Raw genomic sequence first — 17,291 nt, forward strand, 5'->3', positions numbered from 1 at the left:
GGCGGCGCTGTCGGCTCATCCCGGCGCATCACCAGAAAACGCCCTCGTTGGCGTCTGCCTGAGAGAAGGAAGTAGGTGGGCGGAACATGGCCGCCAACCAGAGAATCGCCGCGGGTGCCGTGGTCGCGGCCGTGGCCGTGTCGCTCGCCGGTTGCGCGACGGGTGCCGGCGGTTCCCACGACGCCGAGGAGGGGGCGCTCGGCCCGGGAAAGGCGAAGCAGGCCCCGGCGCCCAAGAGCGCGGTCCGGCTCATCGGCGACGGCTCCACCGCGTACACCGGAACCCAGCCTCACCTGCCCAGACCGGAGCGTCTCAGGGCCGGCCAGAAGCCCCCGCAGTTCGTGGTGTTCTCCTGGGACGGCGCCGGCGAGGACAGCCAGAAGCTGTTCTCCCACTTCCGCAAGGTGGCCAGAGCCAACCACGCCGCCATGACCTACTTCCTCAGCGGCGTGTACATGCTGCCGGAGGAGAAGCGCGACCTGTACAGGCCGCCGCAGCACTCACCGGGCCGCTCAGACATCGGCTTCAACGACGAGCAGGGCATCGCCGACACCGTGAAGCAGCTGCGCCTGGCATGGCTGGAGGGCAACGAGATCGGCACCCACTTCAACGGCCACTTCTGTGGCAAGGGCGGTGGCGTCGGTGAGTGGTCCGTCGAGGAGTGGAAGGAGGAGATCGCTCAGGCGAAGCAGTTCGTGAAGTCCTGGAAGACCAACACCGGGATGAAGAAGGCGCCCCCGCTGCCCTTCGACTACGACAAGGAGCTCGTCGGCGCCCGCACACCGTGCCTGGAGGGCCAGAAGAACTTCATGAAGGCCGCCCGCGACCTGGGCTTCCGCTACGACACCAGCGGAGTCAACGACCAGGTCTGGCCGGAGAAGAAGGAGGGCCTGTGGGACCTGTCCATGCAGCTCGTGCCCTTCCCCGGTCACTCCTACGAGCAGCTCACCATGGACTACAACTTCATGATCAACCAGTCCGGCACCACGACTCAGGGCGACCCCGGCAAGCGCGAGTTGTGGGGCGACCAGATGCGTGACGGCCTGTTGCGGGGCTTCCGGCGGGCGTACGACGGAAACCGCGCGCCGCTGATCATCGGCAACCACTTCGAGTCCTGGAACGGCGGCACCTACATGCGCGCCGTCGAGGAGGTCGTCGAGGCCGTCTGCACCAAGCCCGAGGTGCGGTGTGTCTCCTTCCGGCAGCTCGCCGACTGGTTGGACGCCCAGGACCCGAGGACGCTGGCGAAGCTGCGCACGCTGGACGTCGGCGAGGCCCCGAAGCAGGACTGGGCAGCCTTCCTGTCGGGCCGCCCGGCCCCCGCCCCCAAAGGCGCGCCGGGGGCACCGGCGTTCGGGCAGTAGCCGTCAGACGGAGGCGGCGACGCTCTCGCCGAGCACGAACCCGGGGTCGACCTGCGCCGCCAGGTCGGCTCCGGTGCGCTCGTTGCCCCAGGACTGGGCGTTCTTCAGATGGAAGTGCACCATCTGGCGCGTGTAGCGCTCCCGGTCGCGCAGTTCGTACGTGGCGTCGACGGTCGTGTGCAGCAGGCTCAGGGCGCGGCGGTTGGCGTCCTCCAGGAGCTCGAACCGGGGCGGGCGGCCCTTCTCCATGGCGCGCACCCAGTTCGAGTGCCCGACCGTCACGAGCAGGTCGTCCCCGACTTCGGAGCGGAGGAAGTCGAGGTCGTCCTGGCCCTGCACCTTGTTGCCGACGACCTTCAGTACGACGCCGAAGTCTCGGGCGTACTCCTTGTACTGGCGATAGACCGAGACCCCCTTACGGGTCGGCTCGGCGACGAGGAACGTGATGTCGAAGCGGGTGAACATGCCGGAGGCGAAGCAATCCGAACCCGCCGTCATGTCGACCACGACGTACTCGTCGCGGCCGTCCACCAGGTGGTTCAGGCACAGCTCCACCGCTCCCGTCTTGGAGTGGTAGCAGGCCACCCCCAGATCGGCGTCCGTGAAGGGACCCGTGACCATCAAACGGACGGCGCCGCCGTCGAGTTCCACCGGCCGGGCGCAGGCGTCGTACACCGGGTTGTCCTCGCACACCCGCAGCAGTCGCGAACCTTCGCCGGGGGGCGTCGTCTTGATCATCGTCTCGGCGGAGGCGATACGGGGGTTGGAGCCGCGCAGGTAGTCCTTGATCAGTTGCAGCCGGCCGCCCATGGCCGGCAGGGCGGCGGTTTCGGCCTCGTCGAGGCCCAGCGCGGGCCCCAGGTGCTGGTTGATGTCGGCGTCGACGGCGACGACCGGCGCGCCCGAGGCGGCGAGGTGGCGGATGAACAGGGAGGACAGTGTGGTCTTGCCGCTGCCGCCCTTCCCGACGAAAGCAATTTTCATGTTCACCAAAGGTAGCCGAGTTATAGCTGTACGTGACAGTCGTGGTGAAGAAGACCACTCCATCGTGGGGTTCGGCGCCGGGGTGCGTAGTGTCGTACTCATGAGTACGACAGGCGCGACCGCCGATCCGCTCGAGGCCCTGGGCTCGCTGCCCGGCGTGGCTGAGTCCGTGGAGTCCATGCGCAAGGCCGTGGACCGGGTCTACGGGCACCGGATCATGCGGCGCCGCAGCACTGCGGTCACTTCCGAGGCGGCCCTGCGCGGCGCACGCGGCTCCGCGGCACTGTCCGGTGCGGACTGGGCTCTGGAAGAGGTGCGCCGACGCACCGACTTCGGTGCTGACGACGAGGCGCGCGCGGTGGGCGCCGCCCTGCGGCTGACCGCCGAGGCCGGCCAGCTGCTGTCGATCTGGCGCCAGTCGCCCCTTCGGGTCCTGGCCCGGCTGCATCTCGTGGCCGCCGCGACCGGGGGCGACGAAGTGGGGCGGCCGCGTCAGGCCGGCGAGAACGTCGACGAGCCGCTGATCGAGCTGCCGCTGCCGAGCGCCGCCGAGGTCTCCGGGCGCCTGGAGGGGCTGTCCGAGCTGATCATCGCGGGCAGTTCCGCGCCCGCCCTGGTGACGGCCGCCGTCGTTCACGGCGAACTCCTTGCGCTGCGCCCCTTCACCTCCCACAACGGGCTGGTCGCGCGTACCGCCGAGCGCATCGTGCTGATCGGCAGCGGCCTCGACCCGAAGTCCATCTGTCCGGCGGAGGTCGGTCACGCCGAGCTGGGCCGCGCGGCCTACCTGGCGGCTCTGGACGGTTATGTCTCCGGCACCCCGGAGGGAATGGCGGCCTGGATCACCCACTGTGGCAGGGCCGTCGAGCTGGGGGCGCGCGAGTCGACAGCGGTGTGCGAGGCGCTCCAGCGCGGAGCCGCGTAACGCGAAAAAGCCCCCGAAGGGGCTTCACAGGGTTGCGGCGGTACGAGTATTCGTACCGCCGCTGGCATGTTCACCTGGTTACCAAGCGTCCTCGATATATTGCCCATCAGGTCGGGAACTTTGCCCGTCACCTGGTGCGGCTGGCCCGTAATCGACGGGTCGACGTCGCGTGGGTGCCCGATGTTCATGCGCGGTCCGTGGGGCCAAATGCGTTATTGAAGGTGATCCTCGCGGATGTCCTTGGTCTCGCGGGCCGTTGAGTCCTTTGTACTCCAGGAATCGGGCAACCGGAAGCCCTCGCTGCACTTCTTTACTTTTACTCTCAAACAGGCGATAAACGGGCGTTAATGCGGTGGGTCGGTGAAAACGCAGGTCAGGCAACCGTCGCCCGGCGGCGGCTGGCGTACCAGACGAGGCCCGCGGTGGCGGCCGCGGCTCCTATGGCGGCGGCCGCGACGAGCGTGGGCCGGGGCGGTACGGAGAACGTGGGAATCCGCTTCTTGAGTCGCACCGGCCGGTGGAAGTCGAGGATCGGCCACCCGCGCGCGAGGGCCTCGCGCCGCAGCGTGCGGTCCGGATTGACCGCGTGCGGGTTCCCGACGGCCCGCAGCATCGGCAGGTCCGTCGCCGAGTCGCTGTAGGCGTAGCAACGAGTGAGGTCGTACCCCTCGGACGCGGCCAGTTCCTCTATCGCCTCGGCCTTCGTCGGGCCGTACGCGTAGTACTCCACCTCTCCGGTGAAGCAGCCGTCGTCGCCCACGACCATTCGGGTGGCCACCACGCGGTCCGCGCCGAGCAGTTCGCCGATCGGCTCCACCACCTCGGCGCCCGACGTGGACACGATCACGACGTCGTGACCGGCGGCGTGGTGCTCCTCGATCAGGGAGGCCGCCTCGTCGTAGATGATCGGGTCGATCAGGTCGTGAAGGGTCTCGGCGACGAGTTCCTTCACCTGCTGGACGTTCCACCCGCGGCACAGCGTGGACAGGTACTCGCGCATCCGCTCCATCTGGTCGTGGTCCAGGCCGCCCACGAGGAAGACGAACTGGGCGTACGCGGTGCGCAGGGCCGCCCTGCGGTTGATCAGGCCGCCTTGGTAGAAGGACTTACTGAAGGTGAGCGTGCTCGACTTCGCAATGACCGTCTTGTCCAGGTCAAAGAAGGCTGCTGTGCGGGGCAAGGAGTGGTTTTCCACGCCCTTGAGCATAGGTGCAGCCCATTCGGCGTAAGGTTGGCGCGTGGGTTTGCCTGAGAAGCCTCTCGGGTACACCATGGAAGTCACGGATCGTTCGCGACCGTGCTAACCCGGCCCGACTCCTCCCCCCCCGAGTCGGCCGTGGAGACGACCCCCGCTCTCCCCCCCGGCGGGGGTCGTCGCATGTCCGGGTGGGTTTTCTCCCTCTTCTCGCGGCCGCGGTGCCGTGTCGAGGCGGCTGCGGCCGCCTCTTTCACATGTTCACGACCTGTCACGGTGTGTAGCTGTTGGGCTGCTCTGTGGAAGTCGCACAGGAGATGGTGCAAGCGTCACCGGTTTGGGTGACGGCGATATTCACAGGCCCCGAGTTGTCCACAGTTATCGACCAAGATCCACACGATTTCCGGGATCCCTGCACCGTGATTCCAACGCGTCCCGCTCGCGGCGAGTTCATGGCCGGGTTCGGTTTGTCGGGCGCGTATGGCCGGATTCTGTCGGCCGTTCACAGGAGGCCCGTTGCCGGTTCTCCACAGGTTCGGGAATCGCGGGGCCACAGGGGCTGCGCGAGATGCAGCGAAGGGGGATGGAAACCGTGGCCGGAATCATCACACACGACCCGCCGCCCGCCACCGGAGGGCGGCAGGGCAGGCCGCTGATCGTCACGGAGGACGCCGATCTCCTCGACGATCTGCTGCGCCTGTGCGCCGCGGCCGGCGCCACACCAGAGGTGCACCACGGGGTGCCGGAGCGCCGGGGCAGCTGGGAGGCCGCGCCGCTCGTCCTGGTCGGCGACGATGCCGCGCCACGCGTGCGGGGAGCGGCGCGCCGACGCGGAGTGGTGCTGGTCGGGCGTGATCAGGACGACTCCGGGGTGTGGCGGCGGGCCGTCGAGATCGGCGCCGACCACGTCCTGATGCTCCCCGACGGGGAGCAGTGGCTGGTCGACCGGATCGCCGACGTCGCCGAGGGAGTCGGCCGGCCCGCGCTCACCGTCGGCGTCATCGGCGGGCGCGGCGGCTCGGGAGCGTCCACGCTCGCGTGCGCCCTCGCCGTCACCTCCGCGCGTGAGGGGCTGCGCACCCTGCTCGTGGACGCCGACCCGCTGGGCGGCGGACTCGACGTACTCCTCGGGGGCGAGACCGCCGAAGGCCTGCGCTGGCCGGCCTTCGCCGCCTCGCGCGGGCGGGTCGGCGGCGGTGCTCTGGAGGAGTCGCTGCCGAAGCTGCACGCGCTGCGGGTGCTCAGCTGGGACCGCGGCGACTGCGTCGCCATCCCGCCCCAGGCCGTACGCGCGGTGCTCGCCGCCGCCCGGCGCCGGGGCGGCACAGTCGTCGTCGACCTGCCCCGCCGCGTCGACGACGGAGTCGCCGAGGCACTCGCCCAGCTCGACCTCGGCGTCCTCGTCGTCCCGGCGGAGCTGCGCGCCGTCGCGGCGGCGAGCCGGGTGGCCTCCGCCGTCGGCATGGTGCTGCGCGACCTGCGGGTGGCGGTACGGGGGCCGTACGCGCCCGGCCTCGACGACCGCGAGGTGGCCCGACTGCTCGGACTGCCGCTGGCCGGCGAGGTGCCCGTCGAGTCGGGACTGCTGCGCCCGAACGAGGCCAAGTCACCACCGGGCGCGGCCGCGCGGGGGCCTCTGGCCCGCTTCTGCAAGGAGTTCTGGGAGCGGGCGCTCGTCGAGGCGGGTGGCGTATGAGCGCGTTTCCCCGCATGGCGGGTGGTCGTACGGGGGCGTTTGCCGGTGTGGAGGCGGGGCGTCGCAGGGAGGCGTTCGGCGGCATGGAGGCGGGTGGCCGTATGGATGCGCATCCCGGCATCGGGGTGGGTGGCCGGATGGAGTCCCGTCCCGGCATGGAAGCGGGTGGCCGGAGGGACTCCCGTCCCGGGCCTGAGACGGCGGGTGTCGGCGGGCTGCTCGACGGTGTACGGCAGTGGCTGGCCGAGAGCGGGGCCGAGCCTACGCCCGCGCGGGTGGCGCAGGCGTTGCGGGAACAGGGGCGCGTCCTCGGCGACGCGGAAGTCCTCGGCGCGGCCGAGCGGTTGCGCTCCGAACTGGTCGGCAGCGGTCCGCTGGAGCCGCTGCTCACCGATCCGTCGGTGACCGACGTGCTGGTGTCGGCCCCGGACCGGGTCTGGGTGGACCGGGGCGGCGGCCTGCAGCTGACCGAGGTTTCCTTCCCGGACGCGGCAGCCGTACGACGTCTCGCGCAGCGTCTGGCCGCGGTGGCCGGGCGGCGCCTGGACGACGCCAGGCCCTGGGTCGACGCCCGGCTGCCCGACGGAACCCGGCTGCACGCGGTGCTGCCCCCGGTCGCCGTCGGCTGCACCTGCCTCTCCCTGCGGGTCGTACGACCGCGCGCGTTCACGCTCGACGAACTGGTGGCGGCGGGCACGGTGCCGCCGGGCGGGGACCGTCTCCTGCGGGCGCTGGTGCGGGCGCGGTTGTCGTTCCTCGTGAGCGGTGGCACCGGGAGCGGCAAGACCACCCTGCTGAGCGCGTTGCTCGGGTCGGTCGGGCCGGGCGAGCGGATCGTGCTGGCGGAGGACTCGGCTGAGCTGCGGCCGGACCACCCGCACATCGTCCGGCTGGAGACCCGGCCCGCCAACCAGGAGGGCGCGGGCCTCGTCACGCTCGAGGACCTGGTGCGGCAGGCGCTGCGCATGCGGCCGGACCGGCTGGTCGTGGGCGAGGTCCGTGGGCCCGAAGTGGTCCATCTGCTGGCCGCGTTGAACACCGGTCACGAGGGTGGCTGCGGGACCGTCCACGCCAACGCGGCCGCGGACGTACCGGCCCGCCTGGAAGCGCTCGGTACGGCGGCAGGGCTCGACCGGGCCGCGCTGCACAGCCAGTTGGCGGCCGCGCTGTCGATCGTCCTCCACCTCGTGCGCGACCGGACCGGGCGGCGGCGGATCGCCGAGGTGCATGTGCTGGAGCGGGACCCGACGGGGCTGGTGCGGACGGTGCCGGCGCTGCGGTGGGGCGCGGAGGCGTTCGCTCGTGAGCGCGGGTGGGAGCGGCTGCGGGGGCTGCTCGGGGGAGAAGGGGGCGGCGTGGGTGGTGGGTGAGGCGAAGGGGGCGGCGTGGGTGGCGGGGACTGCTCGGGGGCGACGCGGGTGGTGGGTGAGGTGAAGGAGGCGACGCGGGTGGTGGGTGAGGTGAAGACATGCCGAGTGGTGGGCGTGACGGGGTGCCGGTGATGGGCGAAGTGGAGGAGGTGCTGAGCGATGAGTGAGATCGAGTTGGGGGCGGTCGCGGCGTGTGTCGGGGTGGCGGCCTGGCTGCTCGGCGGGTGGGACTCCGGCGCGCGGCGGGCGCAACTGCTGCTCGCGGGCGGCGGAGTGGTGGCCACCGGGCCGCCCTCCTGGCAGCGGCTGGCCCATGAACTGCGGCGGGTCAGGGGCCGGTGGCGGTTCGAGTGGTGGTCGTTGGCCGCCGGGCTGGCGCTGGCCGTGTTGGGCGCCTCGGTGCTGCCGGTCGTCGCGGGGGCGGCCGGAGTGCCACTGCTGCGACGGGTGCGGCTGGCGCGAGAGGCTCGGCATGCGCGGGAGCGCCGAGGGGACGCGGTGATCGCGCTGTGTGCGGCACTCGCCGGGGAGGTGCGCGCCGGACGGCAGCCCGGAGAGGCGCTGCTGCGGGCCGCGCGCGACTCCAGAGGGCTCGGTGACGCCCAGGCCGCGGTGCTGGCGGCGGCGCGGTTCGGCGGGGACGTACCCGGAGCGCTGACGTCCGCGGCGCGGCAGCCGGGGGCCGAGGGGCTACGGGGACTTGCCGCGTGCTGGCGGGTGGCCGTGGACCAGGGCGCGGGCCTTGCGGCCGGACTCGACCGGCTGGAAGGGGCACTGCGTACGGAACGCGACCAACGCGCCGACCTGCGAGCCCAGTTGGCGGGAGCCCGGTCCACGGCGGTGATGCTCGCGGGTCTGCCGGTGCTGGGCCTCCTGCTCGGCACGGCGATGGGTGCCGACCCGCTGCACGTCCTGCTGCACACCGGGGCGGGGCTCGGCTGCCTGCTCGTCGGCGGGCTGTTGGAGGGCGCGGGGCTGTGGTGGGCGCTGCGGATCGTGCGGGGAGTGGAGGTGGCGGTGTGAGTGGGGAAGTTGTCCACAGGCTGTGGGTAGTGGTGGGGGTTGCGCTCCTCCTCGCGTGGCTGACGCGTTGGTGGGCGACGGCCCGACGCGAGCGACGGGTACGGCACCGGTTGGCCACGCTGCTCGCCCTGGAGGCGGTGGCCGTCGGGCGCCGTTTCGAGGTGCGGGGCGCTGCCCGGCGGTGGTTGCCGCTGGCGGGGGTCGCGGCCACCGGGTGGGTCCTGGTCGGAGGCGTGGCGGGTGTCGTGGTGGGGGTGGCCGTCGCGGCGTGGCTGTGGCGGTGGCTGCTGAAACAGGCGACCGTCGGCCTCGCGAAGGAGGCCGAGGGCAGGGACGCGTCCCGCCAACTCCCGCTCGCCGCCGATCTCCTGGCCGCGTGCATCGCGGCGGGCGCCGGCCCGGTGATCGCCGCGCAGGCCGTCGGAGAGGCACTGGGCGGCCCCGTGGGCGAAGGGCTGGCACGCGGGGCGGCCGAGGTGCGGCTCGGCGGCGAACCCGGCGAGGCGTGGCGGCGGCTGGCCTCGATACCGGGCGCCGGGGCGTTGGCGCGGCTGCTGGAGCGGGCCGACGTGTCCGGGATCCCGGCGGCCGGACCGGTCGCCCGGCTCGCCGCGGACACCCGCGCCGACTGGGCGCGCACCGCGACGGAACGGGCACGCCGGGCGGCCGTCATGGTCACCGCGCCGGTCGGGCTGTGCTTCCTGCCCGCCTTCATCGCGGTCGGCGTCCTGCCCGTGGTGATCGGGCTCGCGGGCGAGGCGCTGGGAGGGGGTGGCCGATGACGGGGCGGTGCGCGTGACGACGTACGACGAACAGCAAGTGAGCAAGCAGTAGGACCGGAACCTTACGGGGGTTGAGATGTGCAAGGCGGTACGGGCGCGGCTGCGTGCCCTGGTGTGCAGGGCGCGGGCGGCGCGGAGGGACGCGGGGATGGTCACTTCCGAGTACGCGATGGGGATCGTCGCGGCGGTGGGGTTCGCGGTGCTCCTCCACAAGGTGGTGACCAGCGGGGAGGTCACCGCGCAGTTGCAGGCCATCGTGAAGAGGGCGCTCAGTGCGGGGATGTGAGCGACGGTCGGACAGCGGATTCGTGACGGCGGAGTCGGCCATGGTGCTGCCCGTGCTGGTGGCGTTCGCGATGGCTCTGGTGTGGGGGCTGCTCGTGGTGGCCGCCCAGATCCAGTGCGTGGACGCGGCCAGGACGGGCGCCCGCGCCGCCGCCCGCCAGGACCCGGCCGACGCGGTGGTCCGGGTGACCCGGGAGGCCGCCCCACGCGGGGCGAAGGTCACGGTCAGCCGGGAGCAGGACCAAGTCCGCGTGGTGGTGGTGGCGAGGCCGCCGGTGCTGCGCGGGCTGCCGTTCGAGGTACGGGAGGAGGCCGTGGCGTCGGCGGAGGAGATGGTGGGGGTGGGGTCGTGAGGGGGCGTCGGCCGGATCGCCGGGACGGGACGACGAGAGGGCGCGGGCCGGGCCGTGGTGGCGGGGTCATGCGGGGGCACCGGCCGGGCCGCGACGGCGGTGTCACGCGGGACCGTCGGCCCGAGCGTGACGGCGAAGGCTTGCGGGGCGGTCAGCCGGAACGTGACGGCGGAGGCTTGCGGAGTGGTCGGCCGGAACGTGACGACGAAGGCTTGCGGGACCGTCGGCCGGAACGTGACGCCGGAGGCATGCGGGGCGGTCGGCCGGATCGCGGGGACGGGGGTACGAGAGACCGCGGGCCGGAACGTGACGGTGGGGCCATGCGGGGCCGTCGGCCGGGCGGCCAGGGCGGGGTCACGCGAGGGCGTGGCTCGGATCGTGGGTCCGCCACCGTCTGGAGCGTCGGTGTGATCGCCGTGCTGTGTGTGGTGTTCGGCGGGGTGCTCGCCCTGGGGCAGGCCGTCGTGGCCCGGCATCGTGCGGCCGGTGGTGCGGATCTCGCGGCGCTCGCGGCGGCGGACCACTGGGCGGAGGGACCCGAGGCGGCCTGCGCCCTTGCGGGCCGGGTGGCGGGGGCCCAGGGCACGCGGCTGGTGCGGTGCGCGATCGTGGGCGAGATCTCCGACGTGACGGCGGCCTCCGGTGCGGGTCCGCTCGAGGCCCGGGTCAGGGCACGGGCGGGCCCTGCGGAGCCGGACCCGCAGGCTCCTCCGCCGCTGCCGGAGACGGGCCCGCAGGCTCCCCCTCCACGGCTGACGACGGCCCGCTGGCTCCCCCTCCACGGCTGACGACGGGCCCGCAGGCTCCCCGCCCCCCCACTCCTGACGACGGGCCCGCAGGCTCCCCGCCCGCCACCCCTGACGACGGGTCCGCAACCTACCCCTCCGCTGCCGGAGACGGTCCCGCAGGCCCTGCTGCCGCCGGCGACTCCTCCTCCGACTCCTCCTCCGCCCCCTCCCCGGGCTTCTCCCCAGCCGCTCCCTCCTGCAGCTCCGGTGCCCCCCGCAGCAGCACCGTGAGCAGGCGCACGGCGCCCCTCTTGTGCAGTGGGTCGTTGCCGTTGCCGCACTTGGGGGACTGGATGCAGGACGGGCAGCCGGCGTCGCACTCGCAGGAGGCGATGGCCTGTCGGGTGGCGGTGAGCCAGTCGCGGGCGGTGTGGAAGGCGCGCTCCGCGAAGCCCGCGCCGCCGGGGTGGCCGTCGTAGACGAAGACCGTCGGGAGGAGGGTGTCGGGGTGCAGCGGGATGGACACGCCGCCGATGTCCCAGCGGTCGCAGGTCGCGAACAGCGGCAGCATGCCGATGGAGGCGTGCTCGGCGGCGTGCAGGGCGCCGCCGAGGATCTCCGGGTTGATCCGGGCCTCGTCGAGCTGGTCCTCGGTGACCGTCCACCACACGGCGCGCGTGCGGAGCGTACGGGGAGGGAGGTCGAGCTTCGTCTCGCCGAGGACCTCACCGGTGATGACACGTCGGCGCAGGAAGGAGACCACTTGGTTGGTGACCTCGACGGAGCCGTAGCAGAGGCGGCCGTCGCCCCAGGGGATCTCGACGTCCGTCTCCAGGACGGAGATCGCCGTGGTGTCGCGGGCGACCGTCGCGTACGGCGGGTTGGCCTCCTCGACCAGGGCGACGGAGTCCTCCAGGTCGAGGGAGCGGACGAGGTAGGTGCGGCCCTGGTGGAGGTGGACGGCGCCCTCGTGCACGGTGGTGTGGGCGGCGCCCGCGTCGACCGTGCCGAGCAGCCGTCCCGTGCCCTCCTCGACGATCTGGACCGGCCGGCCGCCCTCACCGCGGATGTCGGTGAGATCGGCGGCCCGCTCCCGGCGCGTCCAGTGCCACGCCCGGGCGCGGCGGCGCAGCAGCTTCGCGGCCTCCAGTTGCGGCAGCAGGCCCTCGGTCCCGGGGCCGAACAGCGCCAGGTCCTCGTCTGTCAGGGGCAGCTCCGCGGCGGCGGCGCACAGGTGCGGGGCGAGGACGTAGGGGTTGTCGGGGTCGAGGACGGTGGACTCCACCGGCTGGTCGAACAGGGCCTCCGGGTGGTGGACGAGGAAGGTGTCCAGCGGGTCGTCGCGGGCGACCAGGACGGCCAGTGCTCCCTGCCCGGACCGTCCGGCCCGGCCCGCCTGCTGCCACAGCGAGGCGCGGGTGCCCGGATAGCCGGCGATCAGGACGGCGTCGAGGCCCGATACGTCGACGCCGAGTTCCAGCGCGGTCGTGGCGGCGAGGCCGAGGAGTTCGCCGGAGTGCAGGGCGCGTTCGAGGGCGCGGCGCTCCTCGGGGAGATAGCCGCCGCGGTACGCCGCGACCCGTCGGGTCAGTGAGCGGTCGATCTCGGCGAGGCGCTCCTGGGTGATCACGGAGATCAGCTCGGCGCCGCGCCGGGAGCGTACGAAGGCGACCGTACGCACGCCCTGGAGGGTGAGATCGGTCAGCAGGTCGGCGGTCTCGGCGGTGGCGGTGCGGCGGACGGGGGCGCCCTTCTCGCCCTGCATCTCCGTGAGCGGGGGCTCCCAGAGGGCGAACACCAGTTCCCCGCGTGGCGAGGCGTCGTCCGCGACCTCGACCACCGGGAGGCCGGTGAGGCGGCGGGCGGCCACCGCGGGCTCGGCGGCGGTCGCGGAGGCCAGCAGGAACACGGGCGAGGCGCCGTAGCGGGCACACAGACGGCGCAGGCGGCGCAGCACCTGGGCGACGTGCGAGCCGAAGACACCGCGATAGGTGTGGCACTCGTCGATGACGACGTACTTCAGCGCCTTCAGGAAGGAGGACCAGCGGGGGTGGGACGGGAGTATGCCCCGGTGGAGCATGTCGGGGTTGGTCAGGACGTAGTTGGCGTACTGGCGGATCCACTCGCGTTCCTCGAACGGGGTGTCGCCGTCGTACACCGCGGGGCGTACCGAATGGCCCAAGGGTTGTGAAAGTTCCTTCACAGACCGGCACTGGTCGGCCGCAAGGGCCTTCGTGGGGGCCAGGTAGAGGGCGGTGGCTCCGCGCCCGTTCGGGGCCTCGGAGCCGTCCAGGAGCGTCGACAGGACCGGGACGAGATAGGCCAGGGACTTGCCGGACGCGGTGCCCGTGGCGACGACCACCGATGCGCCGTCCAGGGCGTGCTCGGCCGCCTGGGCCTGGTGGGCCCACGGGCGCTCGATACCCGCGTTCCGGACCGCTGTGACGACCTCGGATCGGATCCGGTCCGGCCAGACTGCATGGCGGCCCTCACGTGGGGGCAAGTGCTCCGTATGAGTGATGCGCGATGCCCGGCTCGGCCCCGAGGCGAGCCGGTCCAGGACCGTGCCCGGCGAGGGGCTGGATGCGGTGTCCGTCGAGGGTCGATCGGATCGGTGATTCTTGGCCATCGGCACCGAGTGTGTCACTGGCGTGACGGACAATGGAGTCAAGGCGTCGTGCACGCCTGCCGGTAAGTGATTGAATGCCATCGCGGCTGGCGAACCGTCCCGGGGGCTCCAAGCCGAGGTATCCCCGAGGGGCGACCGCTCGATAGCAAGGTGCTGGAGGATCCGTGGACCTGTCCCTGTCGACCCGTACCGTCGGCGATCGTACGGTCGTCGAGGTCGGTGGCGAAATCGACGTATATACCGCGCCAAAGTTGCGCGAACAGCTGGTCGAGCTGGTGAACGACGGCAATTTCCACCTTGTCGTCGACATGGAGGGCGTGGACTTCCTCGACTCCACCGGTCTCGGCGTGCTGGTCGGCGGCCTGAAGCGCGTGCGTGCCCATGAGGGCTCGCTGCGCCTGGTCTGCAACCAGGAGCGCATTCTGAAGATCTTCCGCATCACCGGTCTGACCAAGGTGTTCCCGATCCACACCTCGGTCGACGAAGCGGTGGCGGCCACCGACTGACCACCGGCCCCGGGCCCTGCGCCCGGGCCGGCCGAAGTTCGGTGGCGGTGAAGGCAGAGCTTCGGCAGAAGTGAAGAAGTGCGGGGGTCCGGGCTTCGTCGGCCCGGCCCACCGACAGCACGCCCGTAGTTCCGAGGGGGATGCATGGCCATCGTTGAACTCCGTTTCAGCGCGCTGCCCGAGCACGTCAGGACCGCCCGACTGGTGGCGGCAGCGGTGGCGCGCAGGGCCGGAGTGGACGAGGCCGTCCTCGACGAGGTCAGGCTCGCCGTCGGCGAGGCCTGCTCCCGTGCCGTCGGACTGCACCGCAACAGCGGTGTCAGCGAGCCGGTGAAGGTGGTGCTGATCGAGGAGGAGAAACAGTTCTCCATCGAGGTCGGCGACGAAGCGCCGCATGCGGCCCCCGGCGACCGGTCCCCCGGCGACCCGGCCGACGACGTCGAGATCGAGGAGGACGACATGGGCCTCGCGGTCATCAGCGGCCTCGTCGACGACGTCGAGGTCAGCACCGGGGAACACGGCGGACAGATCCGCATGACCTGGCCGACCACGCCGTCGGCCCCCGTGCCGGCCTGACGCCACCCCCTCGTACCACCCGAAAGGCCCTGCTCAGCAGGGCCTTTTCGCTTTTATAAGATCTACGCTCAGAATTCGTGAAGAAATTCACGATCAATGCCCCGATAATTTGATCAAGCGCCCATGTGTGCGTCAACGCTTTTAAGGCGTTACCGCTTTCGGGTTCAGTGGTAGGTAAGGGAAGGCGAATTCCGTTTACCGCCACCTGTTTTGATCAGGTTCAGGTACCTACAATCCGTCCACATCTTGAGCTCAGCCCAAGCGTCAAGGAGGACGAATGGCGGGGCTTTCTACCCCTCATCAGTTGGATCACCCTACAACCCTCGCAGCAGCGGTGCTGACGGACGGCAATCGCGTCCTCGTGATGGTCATCGGGCTCGTCGCCCTGGCCGCACTGGTGGTCGCGGGCGTCCTGCTGCGCCAGGTGCTCGCGGCGGGCGAGGGCACCGACAGCATGAAGAAGATCGCATTGGCGGTGCAGGAAGGCGCGAACGCCTATCTGGCCCGGCAGTTGCGCACGCTCGGCGTATTCGCCGTCGTCGTGTTCTTCCTGCTCCTACTGCTGCCCGCGGACGACTGGAATCAGCGTGCCGGACGGTCGATCTTCTTCTTGATCGGCGCGGCGTTCTCGGCGGCCACCGGATATATCGGCATGTGGCTCGCCGTGCGCAGCAATGTGCGGGTCGCCGCGGCGGCCCGGGAAGCGACCCCGGCGGCCGGCGAGCCGGAAAAAGATCTCACCACCGTCTCGCACAAAGCGATGAAGATCGCTTTCCGTACGGGCGGCGTCGTCGGCATGTTCACGGTGGGGCTCGGTCTGCTCGGCGCCTCCTGTGTGGTGCTGGTGTACGCGGCCGACGCGCCGAAGGTGCTTGAGGGCTTCGGCCTCGGCGCCGCCCTGATCGCCATGTTCATGCGTGTCGGCGGCGGCATCTTCACCAAGGCCGCCGACGTCGGCGCCGACCTGGTCGGCAAGGTCGAAAAGGGCATTCCGGAGGACGATCCGCGCAATGCCGCGACCATCGCCGACAACGTGGGCGACAACGTCGGCGACTGCGCGGGCATGGCGGCCGACCTCTTCGAGTCGTACGCCGTGACCCTGGTGGCCGCGCTGATCCTCGGCAAGGCGGCCTTCGGCGATGCCGGACTCGCGTTCCCGCTGCTCGTGCCCGCGATCGGCGTGATCACCGCGATGATCGGCATCTTCGCCGTGGCGCCACGCCGGACGGACCGCAGCGGCATGAGCGCGATCAACCGGGGCTTCTTCATCTCCGCTGTGATCTCGCTCGCACTCGTCGCCCTGGCCGTCTTCGTCTACCTTCCCGGGAAGTACGCCGACCTCGACGGCGTCACCGACGCGGCGATCAGTGGCAAGAGCGGCGACCCGCGGATCCTCGCCCTGGTCGCGGTGGCGATCGGCATCCTGCTCGCGGCCGTCATCCAGCAGCTGACCGGCTACTTCACCGAAACCAACCGCCGCCCGGTCCGGGACATCGGCAAGTCCTCGCTGACCGGCCCGGCCACCGTAGTCCTCGCCGGCGTCTCCGTCGGGCTGGAGTCCGCCGTCTACACAGCCCTGCTGATCGGCCTCGGCGTGTACGGGGCGTTCCTGCTCGGCGGTACCTCGATCATGCTGGCCTTGTTCGCGGTCGCCCTTGCCGGCACCGGCCTGCTCACCACGGTCGGCGTGATCGTCGCCATGGACACCTTCGGGCCGGTCTCCGACAACGCGCAGGGCATCGCCGAGATGTCCGGCGACGTTCACGGAGCGGGCGCGCAGGTGCTCACCAACCTGGACGCCGTCGGCAACACCACCAAGGCCATCACCAAGGGCATCGCCATCGCCACCGCCGTCCTGGCGGCGTCGGCGCTCTTCGGGTCGTACCGCGACGCGATCACGACCGGCGCGCAGGACGTCGGCGAGAAGCTCTCCGGAGCGGGCGCGCCGATGAGCCTGATGATGGACATCTCGCAGCCCAACAACCTCGTCGGCCTCATCGCGGGCGCGGCGGTCGTCTTCCTGTTCTCGGGACTGGCGATCAACGCCGTGTCGCGGTCGGCGGGCGCCGTCGTGTTCGAGGTACGGCGGCAGTTCCGCGAGAAGCCCGGGATCATGGACTACAGCGAGACGCCGGAGTACGGCAAGGTCGTCGACATCTGTACCAAGGACGCCCTGCGCGAACTCGCCACGCCCGGTCTGCTGGCCGTCCTGGCGCCGATCTTCGTCGGCTTCACCCTCGGCGTCGGGGCGCTGGGCGCGTTCCTGGCGGGCGCGATCGGCACGGGCACGCTGATGGCGGTGTTCCTCGCCAACTCCGGTGGCGCGTGGGACAACGCCAAGAAGCTCGTGGAGGACGGTCACCACGGCGGCAAGGGCAGCGAGGCCCACGCCGCGACGGTGATCGGCGACACGGTCGGCGACCCCTTCAAGGACACCGCAGGACCCGCGATCAACCCGCTGCTGAAGGTCATGAACCTGGTGGCCCTGCTCATCGCGCCCGCGGTGATCAAGTTCAGCTACGGCGAGGACAAGAGCATCGGCGTACGGATCATGGTCGCGATCCTCTCGCTCGCCGTGATCGTCGGCGCGGTGTACGTCTCCAAGCGGCGCGGCATCGCCGTGGGTGACGAAGACAACGCCGAACGGGTGGCCAACTCGGCTGATGCGGCGGTGGTTTCGTAGATCGCCGTCACGAGGCCCAGCTCACAGGGCGGGCGGGAGGCGCGGATCGTCGCGTCGTCCGCCCGTCCTGTCCGCGTCCACACCACATCGTGAGCCTTCTCTCGCATGGTGCAAATAGCAGTAAGACCTGGCAAAGCGACCATCCGTCACAGAGCTGCCATCCCCATGCCGTGTATGTTTCCGGGCCGAGAG

Annotated in this window: 15 protein-coding genes; 12 read left to right on the forward strand and 3 right to left on the reverse strand. The window is 71.4% G+C overall.

The window, feature by feature from the left end; genetic code table 11:
* Window positions 1-86: 86 nt before the first annotated feature.
* Window positions 87-1,364, forward strand: a complete 1,278-nt coding sequence (locus ACFYWX_RS05060) for a hypothetical protein (RefSeq protein ID WP_389422551.1) — start codon at window positions 87-89, stop codon at window positions 1,362-1,364.
* A gap of 3 nt (window positions 1,365-1,367) precedes the next feature.
* Here the strand turns inward: ACFYWX_RS05060 and ACFYWX_RS05065 are convergent, their stop codons facing one another.
* Window positions 1,368-2,348 (reverse strand): ATP-binding protein, encoded by a 981-nt coding sequence (locus ACFYWX_RS05065; RefSeq protein WP_389422552.1) that lies wholly within the window; start codon window positions 2,346-2,348, stop codon window positions 1,368-1,370.
* Between the two features lie 100 nt (window positions 2,349-2,448).
* On the opposite strand from ACFYWX_RS05065, the gene ACFYWX_RS05070 reads away from it, so the two are divergent.
* Window positions 2,449-3,273, forward strand: coding sequence for an oxidoreductase (locus ACFYWX_RS05070; RefSeq protein WP_389422553.1), 825 nt, complete (start codon window positions 2,449-2,451; stop codon window positions 3,271-3,273).
* A gap of 373 nt (window positions 3,274-3,646) precedes the next feature.
* Here the strand turns inward: ACFYWX_RS05070 and ACFYWX_RS05075 are convergent, their stop codons facing one another.
* Entirely contained in the window at window positions 3,647-4,480 is an 834-nt protein-coding gene (locus ACFYWX_RS05075; protein ID WP_389422554.1) for an HAD family hydrolase, read from the reverse strand.
* A 571-nt stretch (window positions 4,481-5,051) separates the two neighbouring features.
* On the opposite strand from ACFYWX_RS05075, the gene ssd reads away from it, so the two are divergent.
* The 7 genes from ssd (at window position 5,052) to ACFYWX_RS05110 (ending at window position 10,765) form a co-directional block, all read left to right on the forward strand.
* Window positions 5,052-6,164 carry a septum site-determining protein Ssd gene (ssd, locus tag ACFYWX_RS05080; RefSeq protein WP_389422555.1) on the forward strand — a complete coding sequence of 371 codons (1,113 nt, stop codon included), beginning with the start codon at window positions 5,052-5,054 and terminating at the stop codon, window positions 6,162-6,164.
* A gap of 155 nt (window positions 6,165-6,319) precedes the next feature.
* Window positions 6,320-7,534: a TadA family conjugal transfer-associated ATPase gene (locus ACFYWX_RS05085; RefSeq protein WP_389422653.1), complete on the forward strand. Its 1,215-nt coding sequence runs from the start codon at window positions 6,320-6,322 to the stop codon at window positions 7,532-7,534.
* 159 nt (window positions 7,535-7,693) lie between these two features.
* Entirely contained in the window at window positions 7,694-8,557 is an 864-nt protein-coding gene (locus ACFYWX_RS05090; RefSeq protein ID WP_389422556.1) for a type II secretion system F family protein, read from the forward strand.
* On the forward strand, window positions 8,554-9,339 hold the full coding sequence (locus ACFYWX_RS05095; protein ID WP_389422557.1) for a type II secretion system F family protein: 786 nt from the start codon (window positions 8,554-8,556) through the stop codon (window positions 9,337-9,339). The genes ACFYWX_RS05090 and ACFYWX_RS05095 overlap by 4 nt, the downstream gene beginning before the upstream one ends.
* A 76-nt stretch (window positions 9,340-9,415) precedes the next feature.
* Complete coding sequence (locus ACFYWX_RS05100) at window positions 9,416-9,625, forward strand: DUF4244 domain-containing protein (RefSeq protein ID WP_389422558.1); 210 nt, start codon at window positions 9,416-9,418, stop codon at window positions 9,623-9,625.
* Window positions 9,612-9,977, forward strand: coding sequence for a TadE family type IV pilus minor pilin (locus ACFYWX_RS05105; protein WP_389422559.1), 366 nt, complete (start codon window positions 9,612-9,614; stop codon window positions 9,975-9,977). Before ACFYWX_RS05100 ends, ACFYWX_RS05105 begins: the two co-directional genes overlap by 14 nt.
* A 320-nt stretch (window positions 9,978-10,297) precedes the next feature.
* Complete coding sequence (locus ACFYWX_RS05110; RefSeq protein WP_389422560.1) at window positions 10,298-10,765, forward strand: Rv3654c family TadE-like protein; 468 nt, start codon at window positions 10,298-10,300, stop codon at window positions 10,763-10,765.
* Between the two features lie 88 nt (window positions 10,766-10,853).
* Here ACFYWX_RS05110 and ACFYWX_RS05115 read toward each other — a convergent pair whose 3' ends face one another.
* Window positions 10,854-13,415: a DEAD/DEAH box helicase gene (locus tag ACFYWX_RS05115; protein ID WP_389422561.1), complete on the reverse strand. Its 2,562-nt coding sequence runs from the start codon at window positions 13,413-13,415 to the stop codon at window positions 10,854-10,856.
* An 83-nt stretch (window positions 13,416-13,498) separates the two neighbouring features.
* Here ACFYWX_RS05115 and bldG point away from each other — a divergent pair, with 83 nt between their 5' ends.
* The 3 genes from bldG to ACFYWX_RS05130 all read left to right on the forward strand — a co-directional run bounded on the left by bldG (window position 13,499) and on the right by ACFYWX_RS05130 (window position 17,099).
* The gene (bldG, locus tag ACFYWX_RS05120) at window positions 13,499-13,840 is read left to right on the forward strand and encodes an anti-sigma factor antagonist BldG (RefSeq protein WP_009189842.1); all 342 of its coding nucleotides are present in this window, start codon (window positions 13,499-13,501) and stop codon (window positions 13,838-13,840) included.
* Window positions 13,841-13,984: 144 nt separating this feature from the next.
* On the forward strand, window positions 13,985-14,416 hold the full coding sequence (locus tag ACFYWX_RS05125; protein ID WP_389422562.1) for an ATP-binding protein: 432 nt from the start codon (window positions 13,985-13,987) through the stop codon (window positions 14,414-14,416).
* A gap of 277 nt (window positions 14,417-14,693) precedes the next feature.
* Window positions 14,694-17,099, forward strand: coding sequence for a sodium-translocating pyrophosphatase (locus ACFYWX_RS05130; RefSeq protein WP_389422563.1), 2,406 nt, complete (start codon window positions 14,694-14,696; stop codon window positions 17,097-17,099).
* Window positions 17,100-17,291 lie beyond the last annotated feature (192 nt).

The organism is Streptomyces sp. NPDC002888 (genome assembly GCF_042888465.1).
Taxonomy (GTDB): domain Bacteria; phylum Actinomycetota; class Actinomycetes; order Streptomycetales; family Streptomycetaceae; genus Streptomyces.